Annotated in this window: 17 protein-coding genes; 11 read left to right on the top strand and 6 right to left on the bottom strand. The window is 45.6% G+C overall.

Annotated elements, in window-relative coordinates:
* The first annotated feature begins 29 nt into the window (after positions 1–29).
* The 9 genes from D0C36_RS23950 to D0C36_RS23910 all read left to right on the top strand — a co-directional run bounded on the left by D0C36_RS23950 (position 30) and on the right by D0C36_RS23910 (position 8,780).
* Positions 30–2,417, top strand: a complete 2,388-nt coding sequence (locus tag D0C36_RS23950; protein ID WP_117394271.1) for a heavy metal translocating P-type ATPase — start codon at positions 30–32, stop codon at positions 2,415–2,417.
* On the top strand, positions 2,414–2,575 hold the full coding sequence (gene ccoS, locus D0C36_RS23945; RefSeq protein WP_117394270.1) for a cbb3-type cytochrome oxidase assembly protein CcoS: 162 nt from the start codon (positions 2,414–2,416) through the stop codon (positions 2,573–2,575). The genes D0C36_RS23950 and ccoS overlap by 4 nt, the downstream gene beginning before the upstream one ends.
* 83 nt (positions 2,576–2,658) lie before the next feature.
* Positions 2,659–4,782: a cytochrome-c oxidase, cbb3-type subunit I gene (gene ccoN / locus D0C36_RS23940; RefSeq protein WP_117394269.1), complete on the top strand. Its 2,124-nt coding sequence runs from the start codon at positions 2,659–2,661 to the stop codon at positions 4,780–4,782.
* Positions 4,783–4,788: 6 nt separating this feature from the next.
* Complete coding sequence (locus D0C36_RS23935) at positions 4,789–4,980, top strand: hypothetical protein (protein ID WP_117394268.1); 192 nt, start codon at positions 4,789–4,791, stop codon at positions 4,978–4,980.
* Complete coding sequence (locus D0C36_RS23930) at positions 4,977–5,870, top strand: cbb3-type cytochrome c oxidase N-terminal domain-containing protein (protein WP_117394267.1); 894 nt, start codon at positions 4,977–4,979, stop codon at positions 5,868–5,870. The genes D0C36_RS23935 and D0C36_RS23930 overlap by 4 nt, the downstream gene beginning before the upstream one ends.
* A 1-nt stretch (position 5,871) precedes the next feature.
* Positions 5,872–7,242 carry a cytochrome c oxidase accessory protein CcoG gene (gene ccoG, locus D0C36_RS23925; protein WP_117394266.1) on the top strand — a complete coding sequence of 457 codons (1,371 nt, stop codon included), beginning with the start codon at positions 5,872–5,874 and terminating at the stop codon, positions 7,240–7,242.
* Between the two features lie 4 nt (positions 7,243–7,246).
* Positions 7,247–7,675: a FixH family protein gene (locus D0C36_RS23920; RefSeq protein WP_117394265.1), complete on the top strand. Its 429-nt coding sequence runs from the start codon at positions 7,247–7,249 to the stop codon at positions 7,673–7,675.
* Entirely contained in the window at positions 7,659–8,348 is a 690-nt protein-coding gene (locus tag D0C36_RS23915) for a sulfite exporter TauE/SafE family protein (protein WP_117394264.1), read from the top strand. The genes D0C36_RS23920 and D0C36_RS23915 overlap by 17 nt, the downstream gene beginning before the upstream one ends.
* Positions 8,349–8,444: 96 nt before the next feature.
* A complete protein-coding gene (locus D0C36_RS23910) occupies positions 8,445–8,780 on the top strand; it encodes a hypothetical protein (protein WP_117394263.1) in 336 nt (111 codons plus the stop codon).
* 177 nt (positions 8,781–8,957) lie between these two features.
* Here the strand turns inward: D0C36_RS23910 and hemN are convergent, their stop codons facing one another.
* The 5 genes from hemN to D0C36_RS23885 all read right to left on the bottom strand — a co-directional run bounded on the left by hemN (position 8,958) and on the right by D0C36_RS23885 (position 14,058).
* Positions 8,958–10,319, bottom strand: coding sequence for an oxygen-independent coproporphyrinogen III oxidase (gene hemN / locus D0C36_RS23905; protein ID WP_117394262.1), 1,362 nt, complete (start codon positions 10,317–10,319; stop codon positions 8,958–8,960).
* 11 nt (positions 10,320–10,330) lie between these two features.
* Complete coding sequence (locus D0C36_RS23900; protein WP_117394261.1) at positions 10,331–10,783, bottom strand: Rossmann-fold NAD(P)-binding domain-containing protein; 453 nt, start codon at positions 10,781–10,783, stop codon at positions 10,331–10,333.
* Positions 10,784–10,861: 78 nt separating this feature from the next.
* Positions 10,862–11,911 (bottom strand): response regulator, encoded by a 1,050-nt coding sequence (locus D0C36_RS23895; RefSeq protein ID WP_117394260.1) that lies wholly within the window; start codon positions 11,909–11,911, stop codon positions 10,862–10,864.
* Positions 11,908–13,095, bottom strand: a complete 1,188-nt coding sequence (locus D0C36_RS23890) for a PAS domain-containing sensor histidine kinase (protein ID WP_117394259.1) — start codon at positions 13,093–13,095, stop codon at positions 11,908–11,910. Before D0C36_RS23890 ends, D0C36_RS23895 begins: the two co-directional genes overlap by 4 nt.
* 183 nt (positions 13,096–13,278) lie before the next feature.
* Positions 13,279–14,058, bottom strand: coding sequence for a universal stress protein (locus tag D0C36_RS23885; RefSeq protein WP_147322092.1), 780 nt, complete (start codon positions 14,056–14,058; stop codon positions 13,279–13,281).
* A gap of 133 nt (positions 14,059–14,191) precedes the next feature.
* Here D0C36_RS23885 and D0C36_RS23880 point away from each other — a divergent pair, with 133 nt between their 5' ends.
* A complete protein-coding gene (locus D0C36_RS23880; RefSeq protein WP_117394257.1) occupies positions 14,192–15,040 on the top strand; it encodes a universal stress protein in 849 nt (282 codons plus the stop codon).
* A 640-nt stretch (positions 15,041–15,680) separates the two neighbouring features.
* Positions 15,681–15,941: a helix-turn-helix domain-containing protein gene (locus D0C36_RS23875; RefSeq protein WP_117394256.1), complete on the top strand. Its 261-nt coding sequence runs from the start codon at positions 15,681–15,683 to the stop codon at positions 15,939–15,941.
* A gap of 50 nt (positions 15,942–15,991) precedes the next feature.
* On the opposite strand, the gene D0C36_RS23870 is transcribed toward D0C36_RS23875, so the two are convergent.
* Positions 15,992–17,422 carry a HEPN domain-containing protein gene (locus tag D0C36_RS23870; protein WP_117394255.1) on the bottom strand — a complete coding sequence of 477 codons (1,431 nt, stop codon included), beginning with the start codon at positions 17,420–17,422 and terminating at the stop codon, positions 15,992–15,994.
* Between the last annotated feature and the right edge of the window lie 253 nt (positions 17,423–17,675).

Below are 17,675 nucleotides of genomic sequence, written 5' to 3'. Positions count from 1 at the left end.
CCTGATTTTTGAGCAACAAAACACACAAAATGACGGAAAGCATTTTAAGCGAAAAAACAGTTTGTTACCATTGCGGCGAGGATTGCCTGACAACGCGCTATCGTATCGAGGATAAACCGTTTTGCTGTCAGGGCTGCAAAGCAGTCTACAGCATACTTGCAGATAATAACCTTTGCACTTACTATAACTTTAATGACCACCCCGGTGCTACCCGAGCCCGTATTGATAAGCGCTTTGACTACCTGGATGAGCCGCAGATAGTGACTGAACTGGTAGATTATACCGACGATAAACTCACCATTGTTACCCTGTATATTCCGCATATCCATTGCAGCTCGTGTATATGGTTGCTTGAGAAACTGAATAAGTTTAACCCCGCTGTTTACTATTGCCGTATCGATTTCCTGAAAAAACAGCTCAACATTAAGTACGACACCCAAAACATAACGCTGCGCGGGTTGGTGGAGCTGTTATACGATATCGGTTACGAGCCGGTGATCAGCCTGCAGGATGTGATCAAAAAGCAGAACGCCATCCCAAAAGATAATCTTGTGCAGCGTATTGCTGTTGCAGGCTTTTGTTTTGGCAATGTGATGCTGCTGAGCTTCCCGGAGTACCTTGGCTTATCGGAGTTTGAGCAATCATTCAAACATTTCTTCGGATGGCTGAACATCCTGTTCTCGCTGCCTATGGTGTTTTACAGCGGCCGGGAATACTTTGAGTCAGCGTGGAACAATCTGAAGAATAAGGTGCTGAATATCGATTTCCCGCTGGCTTTGGGAATAGCCGTATTGTTTCTTCGTACCATAACAGAAGTACTTACCCAAAGTGGAGCAGGCTTTGCCGATACACTTTGCGGATTGGTATTTTTTCTACTTGTGGGCAAATTTGTACAGCGCAAAACTTATCACCATATTTCTTTCGAGCGTGATTACCGTTCATTTTTCCCAGTGGCTGTACAGGTAATTACCGAAGCAGGTGAAAAGCCTGTGCCCTTATCAGACCTTAAAGTTGGCCGGCGCATTGTGCTACGCCACAATGAAATTATTCCTGCGGATGCTATACTCTTAAAAGGCGAGGCTCTGATCGATTTCAGCTTTGTGACCGGAGAATCAGTACCCGTTAGCAAAACCCTGGGCGAGATTATTTACGCCGGTGGCCGCCAAACCAGCGAGGCTATTGAGCTGGAAGTGATAAAACCCGTGTCGCAAAGCTATCTCACTCAGTTATGGAATAACGAGGCTTTTGCCCGAAGCAATGATAACCGTATGCAAACCTTTAACGAACGGGTGAGCAAGTATTTTACTTCTGTGCTATTGATGATCGCCACCGGCTCGCTCCTGTTCTGGCTGCCCGACTGGCAACGAGGACTTGCGGCACTTACCGCAGTATTGATCGTGGCCTGCCCTTGCGCCTTGGCATTGAGTACGCCATTCACTATGTCTGCCGCATTAAGCATTTTCGACAGGAACCTGTTCTATCTCAAGAACACGGCAGTGGTAGAGCAACTGGCCCGCATCAATACTATTGTATTTGATAAAACCGGCACCATCACCACAGCCACCGATAACCATATCGACCTGACCGGCCAGCTGAATGATCATCAAAAACAGCTCATTTACAGCGCGTGCAGTAACTCAAACCACCCGCTGTCGCGCATGATATGCCGGTATATGGGTAACCTAACTAAACTTCCTGTCGAAAAATACGGGGAAACGCCGGGCAAAGGCATTGTCGCCCGCATCGGGGAGAGTGAGGTAAAAATTGGCAGCGGCCGGTTTTTGTTTGGCAGATATAAAGATGATGCGAACGCCACCAAAGTCCACCTGATGGTTGATGGTGAACATCTGGGTCACTTCACCTTCAGGCAACACTACCGCGATGGATTGCATAACATCGGTAGACTTGATAGCGATTATCAACTCTTCCTGCTCTCCGGTGACAGCAATCACGAGCAGAATGAACTGCTTAGCGTTTTTAAAGAAGCTGACAGCATGCACTTTAACCAGTCGCCGCAGGACAAATTGGATTTTGTACGTTTTCTGCAGCGTATGAAGGCAAAAGTGACGATGATCGGCGACGGCCTCAACGACGCCGGTGCGCTAAAACAAAGTGACCTGGGCATAGCGGTGACCGACAACGTTAACAATTTTTCGCCGGGCTGCGATGCCATACTGGATGGCCGCGCTTTCAGCAAACTGCCGCTCTTTCTGCGCTTTTCAAAAAGCACGGTGAAAATTATCCATGCGTCTTTCCTGATCTCGCTTACCTATAACCTGATAGGCTTAAGTTATGCGGTAAGCGGAATGTTGTCTCCTCTTACTGCCGCTATACTGATGCCTTTGAGCACGGCCACCATTATATCATTCACCAGCATAGCCACGCACATTGCTGCAAAAAGGAGAAACCTGATATGAGCATCATTTACTTCCTGATAGGCTGCAGCGTACTGCTGGCGCTGGCTTTTCTGTCGGCATTTTTCTGGGCGCAGCGCTCAGGGCAAAATGATGATCTGTACACGCCGTCCGTCCGCATTTTGCTGGATGATGACGAGGAGCCGAAAGAAGATAAGTGACGCCGGTCATCTTTTCAGCATACTGGCATCATTCTGCATCAGGCGCAGCCAAAATAGCTTTACACCATCAATTTTAAGACAATATGCAGCCCGAAAAATTTTACTATGATAATAAGATCGTCCGCAACTTTGGTGTAGCCACCATCGTTTGGGGCATCATCGGCATGACGGTGGGCCTGATCGCCGCCATCCAACTCTTTAAGCCCGCCATGAACATGGGCAACCAGTACACTACTTTTGGCCGCATACGCCCGCTGCATACCAATGCGGTGATCTTTGCCTTTGTAGGCAATGCCATATTTATGGGTGTTTACTATTCGCTGCAACGCCTGCTTAAAGCGCGCATGTTCAGCGATATGCTCAGCAAGATCCATTTCTGGGGATGGCAGCTTATCATCGTGTCAGCAGTAATTACCCTGCCACTGGGCTTTACCACCTCGCACGAGTATGCCGAACTGGAATGGCCTATTGATATAGCCATTACACTGATATGGGTGGTGTTCGGTATCAATATGTTCGGTACCATATTTAAACGCCGCGAGCGCCATTTGTACGTCGCCATCTGGTTTTATATTGCCACATTTGTGACCATTGCGGTGCTGCACATTGTCAATTCATTCGAGTTACCGGTATCAGCCTTTAAAAGCTATATGGTTTACGCCGGCGTGCAGGATGCATTGGTGCAATGGTGGTACGGACACAACGCGGTTGCGTTCTTTTTGACCACACCATACCTGGGTATGATGTACTACTTTTTGCCAAAGATGGCAAACCGTCCCGTTTACTCATATAAACTTAGTATTCTTCACTTTTGGGCACTGATATTCATTTATATATGGGCGGGTCCACACCACCTGCTGTACACCACCCTGCCGGGCTGGGCGCAATCATTGGGCGTGGTGTTCTCTATTATGCTCATCGCACCGAGCTGGGGCGGCATGATCAACGGCTTGCTTACCCTGCGCGGTGCCTGGGACAAGGTACGCGATGATGTGGTATTGAAGTTTATGGTGGTAGGTTTGACTGCTTACGGCATGGCCACTTTTGAAGGACCTATGCTTTCGCTGAAACAGATAAACGGTATAGCCCACTTCAGTGACTGGATAGTTGCCCACGTACACGTAGGCGCGCTGGGCTGGAATGGCTTCTTAACTTTCGCTATCCTGTACTGGCTGCTGCCACGCATTTATAAGACACAGTTATATTCAAAAAAACTGGCTGCATTCCATTTCTGGATAGGTACGCTGGGTATCCTGTTCTATGCCATCCCGATGTATTGGGCGGGCTTTACCCAGGGGCTGATGCTAAAGGAATTTACGCCGGAAGGCATCCTTAAATACCCAAACTTTTTAGAGACCACGCTGCGCATTATACCCATGCACGTGATGCGCTCTATCGGTGGCACGCTCTATTTACTGGGCGTAATTGTGATGGCCTATAATCTGGCCCGCACCATGAAACAAGGAAAGCTGGTAGCTGATGAAAGTGCCGAGGCTATGCCACTGCCCGCCTTAAACCCGGCAGAGGAACATGGCTGGCACCGCCGTTTGGAGCGCAGGCCTATCCGCCTGATGGTTGGCGCGCTGGTGGTTATCCTCATAGGTTCTGTCATCGAGCTGATGCCTACTATGACCATCTCATCAAACGTGCCTACCATTGCCAGTGTAAAACCTTATACTCCACTGGAGTTGCAGGGCCGGGATGTGTACATCCGCGAAGGTTGTTCTAACTGTCACTCTCAAACGGTAAGGCCTTTCCGCTCAGAGACCGAGCGCTACGGCGAGTACAGCAAGGCCGGCGAGTTTGTGTACGACCACCCCTTCCTGTGGGGATCAAAACGTACCGGGCCCGATCTGGCGCGCGAGGGACAAAAGTACGGCAACGCCTGGCACTACAACCACCTGATGGATCCGAGGCTCATGTCGCCCGGAAGTATCATGCCCGATTATGACTGGCTCATCACTCAAAAACTGGATACCACCACTACTGCCGCCAAGATAAATGCCATGCGCAAACTGGGTGTACCGTACCCGGCAGGTTATGAGCATAAAGCCAACCAAGACCTGATTGAGCAGGCAAGCGCCATTGCAGATAATCTTGGTAAGGACAAAATAAAGGTGAAGAACGATAAAGAGATCATCGCCATCATCGCATACCTGCAACGGCTGGGTACTGATATTAAAGCCAATAAAACCGCAAATAAATAACATTATATGTTTAAGCAATTTACCGAAAATATAAACGGACACCAGATATACCTGCTTTGTTCACTGGGTATATTCCTGGTATTCTTCATCGTGGTGGCAGTGATACTGTTCAAACTCAATAAAAGCCACGTAGCACACATGAGCAGTCTTCCGCTTGAGGGCGATAAAACTGATAACGCTAAACCTTTCCTGCTATGAAACAGCGCCTTATCATGATAGCCGGACTCGTAACCTTAACTATCCCGGCCGTAGCAGAGGACGAAGCTGAGAAAAGCCTGTCATCTGCAGACCTGCAGAATTATATAGGGTTTGGTGTGGTCATCGCCATGGTAATTCTGTTCCTGGTGGTGATGCTGGTGTTGTTGCGTACCTTCCGCACGCTGGCAAGGGTATTACTTAAAGACCAGGGTCTGACCCGGGCCGAGATAGAGGAGAAAATGAATCCGGCGAAGCGGAGGAAAGAAAAAGGCGAGTTATGGCGGAAATTGTTGTCGCTTAAGCCAATGTCGGCGGAGAAAGATTTGCTGATAGACCATGAGTACGATGGTATTCAGGAACTGGACAACCCTACCCCCGCCTGGTTCATGTACCTGTTCTACATTACCATTGCTTTCGCGGCCGGCTATATTATGATCTACCACGTTTTTGGTGTTGGCGAGCTGCAATATGCCGAGTACAAGACCGAGATGGCCGAGGCCGAGATAGAGAAAAAGATCTACCTGAGCAAAGCAGCCAACCTGGTTGATGAAAACTCGGTGAAGATAGAGAACGATGCAGGCATGCTTGCCGAAGGCAAGACGGTTTTCAAAGCAAGCTGCTCACCCTGTCATGGCGAAAATGCGCAGGGCCTGGTTGGCCCTAATCTAACGGACGAATACTGGCTTCACGGCGGCAAGATAAACGACATTTTTAAAACCATTAAATACGGCGTACAGGCCAAGGGCATGCCTACCTGGGAAAAGTCATTAACACCTAAGCAGATCGCCAATGTGGCCAACTACATCCTTACGCTGCAGGGCTCGCACCCGGCTGGAGCCAAAGAACCGCAGGGCGAAAAAGAAGGCGAAGAAAAATTAGCATCAAAATAAGATGGACACAAACGCCACAGTGGCAGCACGTGCGAAAAGGCAGTGGCTATACCCGGCATTACGCAAAGGCAAACTATACCGCTGGCGCTCTGCGATCAGTTACCTATACCTTATCCTGTTTTTTGCCGGCCCGTTCATCAGGATAAACGGACAACCTGCACTGTTGCTGAACTTTATGGAACGCAAATTTGTGCTGCTGGGGCAGGTGTTCTGGCCGCAGGATATTTTCCTTTTCGTACTGGCTACGCTGGTGTTTGTGGTTTTTGTTACGCTTTTTACCATTGCTTTTGGCCGGATATTCTGCGGATGGATCTGTCCGCAAACCATTTTTATGGAGATGGTTTTCCGCCGGATAGAGATCTGGATAGAAGGAGATGCCAACAGGCGCCGCAAGCTGGATGCAGGCCCGTGGACGAATGAAAAGCTGCTGAAGAAAAGCGCTAAGCATTTGATCTTCATTCTGCTATCTTTCCTGATAGCGAATACGTTTTTAGCCTACGTCATTGGCAGCGATAATCTGCTGGAGATAATGACCAGGCCCGTGGCCATGCATGTGGCGGGCTTTGCAGGTATCTGGGTGTTTACCGTGGTTTTTTACCTGGTTTACAGCCAGGTGCGCGAGTTGGTTTGCACGGTCATATGCCCTTACGGCAGGCTGCAAGGGGTATTAATAGATAAAGATACGGTTGTGGTGGCCTACAACGATACCAGGGGCGAGCCGCGCGGTAAATTACGCAGGGACAAAAAACAGTCTGGTTTGGGTGACTGTGTGGATTGTAATTTATGCGTAGCGGTTTGCCCCACAGGTATCGATATCCGTAAAGGCACACAACTGGAGTGCATCAACTGCACCGCCTGTATTGACGCCTGTAACGATGTGATGGCAAAGATCAATAAGCCGCTCAACCTGATCGGGTATTACTCCGAAAATATGATCAGCGAAAAGCAAAAGCCTTCAATCACCTGGCGTATGACAGGTTACTATGCGGTCATGATCATACTTATCGGCGTTTTGAGCTGGTTTATTTTTAGCCGCAGCGATTTGGATATCACCATTATGCGCAGCGCCGGCATGCTTTACCAGGAACAACCCGGCGGCTACGTCAGTAATATCTACAACGCCGAGATCATCAATAAATCGAACCAAAGACAGCAGATCACGATTCAACCGCAGGATGCGGCAGTGAAGGTTAAATATATTCAGGCGCCGGCAATCATCGCAAGCGGCGGCGCCATAAAAGTGGTGTTCTTTGTGATGAAGCCTGCCGCCTCTATTAACACACCAAAAACAACTATCAAACTAAATTTAGTATCCGGCAAAAGGGTTATCGAAACGGTAAGCACTTCTTTTGTCGGGCCTGTAAATAATTAAGATCATGAACTGGGGAAAAGGAATTGTAATAGGCATGGTTGCCTTCGTAAGCTTTATAGTAAGCCTGAGTTTCTGCATGTTTAAACAACCTGCCGATGATTATGACAAGCAGTATTACGAAAAAGGACTCGCCTTTGATAAAGATTACCTGCGCGAACGGAAGGTAATAACAGACCATGCCCAACCACTGATAAAGCAAGGCAAAGGTTTTATCACCATCAGGTTCGTTAAACCCGCCACCGGCACTATCCGGTTTATCAGTAACCTGGGTAGAAACAAGGACCGTGTTTTTGAACTAATAACCGACGCTGATAACGTGGTCACCATTCGTGCAGACAGACTGATTACCGGCCAATACAACGCTACTCTAAATTGGGTGAGTGAAAGTAACGAGTATCTGTACAAACAAGAACTGTATGTTAACGGGAAATAATGTGGTAGCGTTTTTTATTGGCCTTGCGGGCAGCGTGCATTGCGTAGGCATGTGCGGGCCCCTGGCTTTCGGCATACCATCAGCAAAAAACGGCTGGTGGTTTGCCATTGCTGATAAGCTGAGCTACAACTTTGGCCGCGTGATTTCATATACTGCGTTGGGCTTTATACTGGGCTACGCTGGCCGGCTGGCATGGTTAGCCGGCATGCAGCAAACGCTGAGCATTGTTAGTGGTGTAGTGGTTGTTACTGCGGGTTTATCAAAATTGTTCCACTCCAGGCGTTTTGTTTTTGGGTTTGATATCACAGCTCCGTTCTACAAACTTATCGGCATAGCCATAAAACACCGCGCCGGTCATTTGCTATTGGGCATGATAAACGGACTGCTCCCCTGCGGTTTTGTATATATAGCCTTATTTGGGGCACTGAACACCACACGGCCACTGGATGCCGGTATATTTATGTTCTGGTTCGGGTTGGGAACTATCCCCCTGATGGTGACAGCTGCGCTGAGCGTAAAAGCCTTTAGTCCGGCCATGCGTTTGCGGATCAATAAAACGATGCCTTACCTGACGATATTACTGGGTGCGTGGTTCATTTTAAGGGGCGCAAATTTGGATATTCCTTATTTGAGCCCGCTGGTAAAGGCGGTTGGGGTAAGTATCTGCCACTGATCTTAAAATGTGACCATTATCACTTTTCTACAAGCTTACCGTCATGGTTTACCGATCAGTTTTGCAGCAACTTTGTGGTATAAAAATTAAACAACCATGGCAACTATAGCAAATACCACAAACTGGGCTCCGGCAACTATCAACAACACCAGCGCACTAAACAAACTGGCCACATGGGCCGATAAACAGGCGCCAAACCGCACTATGTGGTTTATGGTAGCGCTGATCGCCCAAGGCGTACTCTTTTTACCTTTACCAGCAGTATTACTTTATTATTTTAACGCTCCTGTATTGATACTGGCCGTGACACTGGGACTGTTTTTTTCAAACATTATCGCTGGTATGGGCGGCGCAGGCATCCGCACGTTGTTAGCCTTCTTTGCAGTAAGCATCTTAGCAAACCTGACCTTGCTGCTCATATTCGCCTTGTAATCTTCCAAAAATCACTCTACAATCAAAAGGCTGCTTTTAAGCGGCCTTTTTTTGTTCTACGTGTATAGGGTCTTAAATGTAGATAATAGAACATTGAGTAAAAATCACTTTTGAACAAAAAAGACTCAATAAAAGCCCTCTCTCAGGCGGCTTTCATTATCAATAGATGGAAGAATTTTAAACGGCCATGCTGAACAACTGCGTTGCCGGTTTATCAGCCCAAAGGCGGGCATCCAGTGCCATGCAAATGTTTCTGAGAAAACGCTGACCCGTTTGCGTTACCTGCAAGCCCCATGAGCAGAGCTCTATCAGGCCGTCATGCGCAAGGGGTTCCAGGCGCTCAATACCTGCGGCTAATTCCTCAAAAGGTTCTTTGTGGTAATTCCAGGTGGTTTTGCCGGTACACATGATCTCCAGAATATGTTTCCGGACAGCAAGATCTGAATTGGTTTGGATGTGGCCTTTAAATACGGGCAATACGCCTAGCTCTATCGCATTGAGGTAATCTTCCAGCTTCTTCTCGTTCTGGGCAAAAGCATACCATGAATCGCTGATAGACGATACACCAAGCCCGATAAGTAGCTGCGTATGCTGACTAGTGTAACCCATAAAATTGCGGTGTAGTTCGCCGTTCTGAGCCGCGGTCAGCAACTGATCGCCGGCGAGGGCAAAATGATCCATGCCTACTTCCATGTAGCCGTAGTTTTTAAGCAGGCTACGTCCTATCTCATACAATTTTGCTTTGGTTGGTGCATCGGGCAGATCTGCTTCGGTAAACTTGCGCTGACCGGGCTTTATCCAGGGAACATGGGCATAGCTGTAAAAGGCTATTCTGTCGGGCACCAGTTCGCTCACCAGGTGCATGGTTCTTATAAGACTGTTGAGCGTTTGTAATGGCAGGCCGTAGATCAGATCGTAATTGACAGAGGTGTAACCAATTCTGCGGGCGGCATGAGTTACCTCGCGTACCTGCTCCAACGTTTGGTATCGGTTAATGATGAGTTGGACAGCCGGGTCAAAATCCTGTATGCCGAGACTTAATCGCCTGAAGCCATGATCATGCAAAACCTGCAGATGCTCTACCGTGGTATTGCCCGGGTGTGCCTCAAAACTGAATTCTGCTTTCGGGTGCAGGTAAGTATCTTTCAGTATGCCGCTGATAAGCAGACCCAGGTTGGCTGCACTGAAGAATGTGGGCGTACCACCGCCTAGATGCAGCTCGCGTATCACCGGCTCATTATCCATTAATGACCTGTACATACGCCACTCTTTTAGCACTGCTTCTATGTAAGGCAGCTCAACTCCATGATTTACCGTAATACGCGTATTGCAGCCGCAATAAGTACAAAGGCTTTCGCAAAAAGGCAGGTGAATGTACAAACTGATACCATCTCTATGATTGCTTTGTATAAATGATGCCTTTACCGACGACTCCCATTGCTTTGAAGTAAACCTTTCGGTATCCCAATAAGGCATAGTTGGGTAACTGGTATAACGCGGCGCGGCAACGTTGTATTTAGTTGTTAGCACTGTGTTCATAATGATTTGCTTTAATGTTTTCCTGAAACTGAAGTACGACACCTTTTAGCGCACGCACAGGCGTCCCCAACACATTTGTTTTGCTGCCACATGTCCAGATTAATAATGGTTTGGTCTGCAATGGCCTGAAGTGCTTCGGCAGTTTGCTCTGCAACGTCCCCGGATAAATGGACAGGCACATTGGCTACTTTTATGCCGAACTTACCGGTAGCCGGTACGTCAATATGATTCGTGCTGACCGAACGAGTCGCTATAAATTTGACTCCTGCATTTGCGAGGTATTCTATTATTTGTGCTGTGACTTCATCAGTGCTGAATACCACAACGGCGTCTTTACCCGTTGCAAAAACGACGGTATCAATACTTAGTGGATTTGATATAAGAGTTATATCGTGTTTTTTTTGATTGGCTCTTGAAAGAAATTCCTTCTCAAACGGCTTAATGCTATACGCTACTACTTTCATCCGCAATTAATTTTATCAAAATTAACCCGGATAAAAAGCCAATCGTATGAGCGCTATCAGCGTGAAAAATGACCCTGATCAGTTTTTCATTTTCGCCAGCCGCTTTTCATCGGTGATGGTGATCTGACTGCCTTTTTTTTCTATCAGCCCCTCTTCCCTAAAGTCAGTAAGCGTACGACTAACCGTTTCTGTCGCCATGCCTGCCAGGGCGGCGAGGTCTTCTCTGCTGATCTTAAAGCTATCTCTGTTTGTGTTTTGATGATATAACTTCAGAAGAGAATCAGCCATTCGTTTACGAACAGAGTTATAAGCTAATTGAAGCAGTTGCTCTTCTTTATCACGAACGTCATTTGCAAGTATGTTGATGAATCTTTGCGCTACATCGGGATATTGGCTGATTAGGGCGTCTAATTGTTCCTTAGGGATCAGACAAAGCTGTGTATCTTCAAGCGCCGTTGCCGTATCTGCATAAGGTTCATTGGCCAGCATAGCATTTACACCGAGGTAATCATCCGTAATGTGAATACCCGTCATCAGTTCGCGCCCGTCTTCAGCCAGTTTCATAGTTTTAACTTTACCACTCAGGATAATGTATAAGCCGTTTCCCTTATCACCATCATAGTAAATTACCTGATTCTTTTTAAAAGCGCGGCTTTTACGTTCGGCTACAATACGCTTCAACTCCGCCAATCCACTTTCTTTAGCGAACAAATTGTTCAGCCTGTCAAGCGGCTTTTTATAAAATTCTTCCCGGGCTTCTTTCTTTTTGAGACGGGTCTCAATGGCGTTCAGTAATTCGAGATCATCGAATGGTTTGGTCAAATAATCATCAGCGCCCATTTCCATGCCTTTTCTTAAGTCGACACGTTCTGCTTTAGCCGTTAAAAAGATAAAGGGGATAGTACTTGTATCAGTATTCTTATTTAGCATATACAATACACCATAACCATCCAGGTCGGGCATCATGATATCACAAAGAATAATGTCCGGCTTATGCTTTAAGGCCAGTTCAACACCGGCTTTACCATTATCAGCTTGTAAAACCATGTATTCCGCCAACTCCAATATCTCTACTACGTTTTCACGGATATCGGTGTTGTCTTCAATAATCAATACTTGCCGTTTCATATATTACTGAATAAAATTTTAAATGATGTACCACGATTGACTTCGCTGCTAAACTCAATTTCTCCGTTCATCAACTTGGTATAACGTGCTACAATGTTCAATCCTAATCCTGTGCCCGGTATGCTGCCGGTGTTGTTCGCCCTGAAAAAGGGTTCGAACAAATGCTCTTGCTCCTTATCCGGGATGCCGATGCCGTTATCTTTGATAGCAATCAGGCAATTACCGTCGCTTATTTCAGTATTGAATTCAATAAACGTATCCTCGCCTGAATATTTGATGGCGTTAGAAATCAGGTTGAAAATGCAATTCTTAAGGAGGTTTTGATCGAGGGTAACCAGGCATTCCTTGCCTGTATGCTGGTAAATGATATGCTGGTTTGATTTGGCGATCAGCTGCATTTCCTCGGTGATCTCCTCAGAAAGCTTCACCAGATCAAATCGCAGATATGCGGGTTCGACTTTGCCGGCTTCCAGTTTTTCCAGCGACAGAAAATCATTTAGTATAGTCGTGAGATTACCCACTGCGTTCTTGATCTTACCCACATGCTTGCGGATATTCTCGTTTTCATAAGGCTGTGCATATTTATCCACTAATGACGCAGACAGTTGTATAGCACTTAATGGCGTCCTGAATTCGTGCGAAGCCATAGATACGAAACGACTTTTTAACTGGCCTAGTTCTTTTTCTTTAACCAGAGATAAACTCACTTCCTCTTTCGCGTCCTGCAGGGCCATCACCGTCTCTTTGAGAGACTGCGTCCGTTCTTCGACAAGATCTTCCAGATGGGAAGCATAATTTTTCAACTGTTCTTCAGCCTCTTTTTGCCTGCTCAGGTCGTGGATAAAGCCAGTATAGATCTTTCTGCCTGAAAAACCAACCTCGCTTACCGCCAGCCGGAACGGAAATGTTGAACCATTTTTACGCAAGCCGGTAACTTCCCTGCCTATGCCTATAATATGCGGGACGCCTGTATGCTGATAACGGCTGATGTATTCGTCATGCCGGTTACGATCCGGCGGAGGCATTAAATGAGAAACGTTTTTTCCTATGACTTCTTCCGGTTCGTAACCAAACAAAATACAAGCTGCCGGATTGATCGTTTCAATCTGCCCTCTGTCATCTATAGTAATGATCCCATCAATAGCATTCTGAATGATGGCGTCCAGCAGTTTTGCATTTTCCATGATCTAATTTAGCTTTTTAGCTTTAACGCCGCCAAATATGCTCAATTAAAGAACCAAAAATCTACAACGAACACTTTCGAAAAAAGTGATGAATATCATTTTTAGAACAGACAGGATAGTTAAAACGGGCAAGACGTTAATCATTTCTATAGGCCTGTGGTGTATGCTATTTTCGGAATTCTTTTACCTGTTAAGAAACAAAACAGGCAGTTGAGCCACTTTGAGAAGATGACCGCAGGTATCACCGGATATAAGTCGTTTGATCATGTTTTTTTGTTTGTAATTCAGGGCAATCATATCGGCCGCATTTTCAATACAATAGCTAGTTAGTTTGGGTATGATGTTTTCTCCATAAAGCGTTCGGTATGACAATTGTTTATATTTTAGTTTTCTGAGTCCGGCCCTTAATTCCGCTGCCCGCCGCTCTTGTAAGAAGTCCGGAATGAAATCACTTTGCATTACATGAACTGCCTGAATATGCTTCGCGGCCCCTCTGAAGGTCGCTGCTGTTTTTTTAATCAGTTTTACATCATCAGGTTGAAGATCACTTGCATACACGATATATTGCCAATTAATGATGGTGACATTTTCAGGAACAGAAAGAAGTGCGAGATTCCTGCTGTGGCTAAAACCTTTCAGTGCGTCTACCGTAGTTTTTGCATAACAAACTATCATCAGAATATCTGCTCGTTTCATGTTATCAAACCTTAGCGGGTGCAGGCAACTGATCCTGTCGGTGATAATATTGATCTCCCGGTCGTCATTATGCATGATCTCTTTCAACTGAATTGCATCTGCTTTCAACCTTCCTTGCCAATCAAGCGCTTTTGCTGTCATTTCCTGGCCAATTACGATTTCAACGAGTACGGGAACCACACCTAGCCTGGCGGCCATTTTGGTTGCCAGCGTCGCTACTTTTTGAGCAGCGGGGGTATGATCTGTCAGTATAACGATCTTCTTCATCTTGGTCGCTGTAAAGATCGGCAGCATTCATTTCCGGCGACATGACAACAATCAGGTTTTTATCACGCTAAACTTGACCATGGTCACTTTAATTAAATTGGTTTAGTGAGAAATTTGGAATAAAGTTGATATTATGAAAACGATACTTGCACCGACAGATTTTTCACCAGCTGCCACTAATGCGGTTCGATTTGCGTTTATGATTGCACAGGAACTGCATGCCAGATTAAAGATTTGTCATGTGATGGATGAAATCCCGTATGCGGTTGTCCCCGGACATGATGGGTACGGAGGAGAGGCGGACAACGAGAATTGGAAAAACACTGAAAAGGAGCTGGCTTTTTTACAAAATAGTTTGCCGTTGAGAGGTAACGACGGATCGTATGCACCGGAAATAAGTACAATTGTCGGCGCAGGGACTGTCGCAAAAGGCGTAATGGAAATATTCCGGACGTCCGGTGGGGGAGTTGTGGTTATCGGGGCGTCCGGTAAAAACTTTTGGAAAAGACTGTTCTATGGAAGCGCTACTGGAAGTCTTATCGGTCTTTCAACTTTTCCCCTGATATTGGTTCCGGAAAGTTTTATGACACGTCCGATCAAAAAGATCGCCTTTGCAACAGACCTGCATGCGGATGATATCGCGTTGTTAGGCAATCTGGCAGAATTTGCGAGATATTTCAATGCAGAACTTCTGATTGCCCATGTCGTTGATGCTCCTGGTCAACAGGCGAAACAAATAAATCTTTTCCTGGATGAAATTACAGACAGATTGTGTTATCCCAAAATTTATTACCGATGTATTTTTAACGAAAATACTGACGATGGACTCAATTGGTTAAGTGAACATGGAGAAATTGATCTGCTGACCATGGTTCACCGAAAGAACAGCTGGTTGCATCCAAGTCATTGCCGCAAGATTTCCGCACATCCGAAAGTGCCTTTGATGATATTACCGGAAAATCTTACACAGTTGTTTTTTTAATTATAAACTATGGCTGTAATTTTTCGGGAAGTAAAGAAAAAGCGCGACTCTTAAGGTCGGATTCCACCAGTATTGCTGTATCCACACATCACTGTGTAATGAGTGACCATATATTGCCAATGACAATCACTCAGAAGAATGCGGATTTAAAGATGTCGAAACAGACCGAATCCATATAAATAATAATTTTACGACCCGTATGGCATATCTGATACATTTGTGTCACTTCTGAACGTCAAGCGGTGGTTTGCCGATTGTGTACTAAGTAACTGCCGGTTACACAAAGATTTTGACCACTCAGACTAAGGGCAGGGTTAGAGAGGCATTACCAAGCTTCATAATTCTGATCGTTCTTAAGGCGCGACATTAGCATCCTCAAGAACAAAAAATCACAAAACTTGTAGTAGTGATTGTCATTATTTCAGTTTTAATCAAAAAACTAAAATAGCAGCTTATTTAATTTTAGATTTTTTTAATTATCTAAAATAAGGTTTTCGTATTAAGTCAGAATTTATTTTGAAAGTTACTAAATCTAATTATTCTGAAACTTTACTTTTTAAAATCTTATTTATCGGTACTACCGAAAAGCTACAGATGAAAATTGATTTCAGCTCATGAATTTTGCAAAAACAAAAATCCAATGGCATTAGAGATCATCACCAAAGAAGACCTTGAGGACTTCAGAATTAAACTTCTGGAAGACATCAGGGCCATCATCGGCAACAAGGCACCCGAAACAGGAAAACTGCTTAAAAGCTACCAGGTCAAGAACCTGTTGAAGATATCATCAGGCACACTGCAAAACCTGCGTGTGAACGGCACCCTCCCTTTTTCAAAAGTCGGCGGGATCATCTACTATAAATACGATGATATCGCAAAGATACTCAATGGAAAGCGATGATCATTTATAAACTCAGCTTATAAATTATTAGTTTCACTTATAATTTCAGATCAAATGTTATTCGTCAGGTAATGCTTCTGATAAACTTTGTTAACGACATCACCGAGCGTTCGGATCACCGGCAAGAGCTGCTCAGCTTTAGAAATATCTCCCGAAAGTGAATCCCTGAAGCGGACATTCAGATAAGCATTTCTGAGTTCATCGAACAGCTCTTTATCCAGATCTGCAAAAACCAGTTTGATATCCTGCGTAAACATTTCCGTTATGAATAAAAGCCTTGTCAGGCTATGTGTGTTCAGCTTGTATCCCATGACACCTTTAATGATCCCGATCAGGTAAGCTTCGGCCGCCTGCTGCAGGCTGAATATACTTATGCTGCTCACCCCGCAGCCGATGTAAAACTCCGCACCTTTCAGCAGGTCATTACCCTGCTTATACCAGCGGCTCCATTTATAAGTAGCCTTGTCGGCGACAGCGATCCGGTTCAGTGGAGGAAGGACCGGCAGGATCAGATCGCCTGAAAGGTAAACAAGTGCAGCGTTCATAGCATTAGCGACGAACAGGTCATCCTGATCAAATCCCGCGTTCGTATGCCACTGGTGATGGACGAGGGCAACAACAGGATGCACAAGCCTGCAGATGTCCTCGATCTTATTGACAAGGTTCTGCGCTCTCTGTTCTTCAGTTTCCGGTGTGAGAATATACAGATAGATCTTCGCATCAGCGACCGGTGGTTTCCCTAAGCAGAATATTGCTTTTATCGTGCTCACCTTCTCCTTTATCATCCCGACGAGCTGTATAACGGTATCTTTATATAACGATATATCTTTATCAAGCTGATACAGCGTTATCGGGTTACCCCTGTACCCTTCTATCGGTGTATCAACAGAACTGTGTAGCAACTGACCTTTATCTCCTGATAACTTTATAACACCATAATTTAACAGCCATGCTATAGCAAAAAATTTCTGCATGGTGTCATACAGCGGTATCATTTCAGCTGCCGGTATAAATTCGTTAGCCGGCTGGTTAGACAGACCAACCTCCAGCCACTCATAAAGCGAGGACCTGAAAGACGATAGTGAACGGTTTTCAAAGATCTCCCGTAATGTAGCACATACATCCTGCATCTCAGCGGTCGTCAGCATCGCCATCACGATATTGAGTTCTGCTTTGCGCTTATCTTCACTCTTTATTTCTTCAGCCGGCCCTTGCATTTCGAGGTCTTTCAAAAGAAAAAGTGCCTCGACAAGCCTGGTACAATTTTTATGAAAGGAGAGCAGACCGGAAGGATTGCCTTTTGCATTGACGAAGAAAGCATCCGTAATTAAAGTATCGCGCCATTGTTTAAGTATATCAACAGCTCTTTCCAAGCGGTCAAAATCAAAAAATTCATCTAACACGGTCAAAGGGTTCAATACTTCCTCCGGAGTCAGTGTGACCGGCAGGCCGCCTGCAATATTTTGTTGTGAGCTGTGCATATCCTGAGAATTAAGCCTGACGACATTGACAGGCAATTCAAAACTCGGAATGCAACCGCCCGTACCGAACCACGGTGGGTTGTATTATACAATACTGAAGTTGTATTTAACTGTTTTAATTTTTACTCTATTAAAGAATATTTTGCTTACTTGCAGCATTCATTAGGTATTATACCTATATGTGATAAGGTTTAGGTAATACCCCTGGCAGCGAGTGTTCAGGGGTATTCTTTGTTTAAAGCGATACTTTGCT

It is taken from the genome of Mucilaginibacter conchicola (genome assembly GCF_003432115.1).
Taxonomy (GTDB): domain Bacteria; phylum Bacteroidota; class Bacteroidia; order Sphingobacteriales; family Sphingobacteriaceae; genus Mucilaginibacter; species Mucilaginibacter conchicola.
The sequence above is the reverse complement of the archived record's forward strand: the minus strand, read 5'-3'. Positions and strand labels throughout refer to the sequence as shown.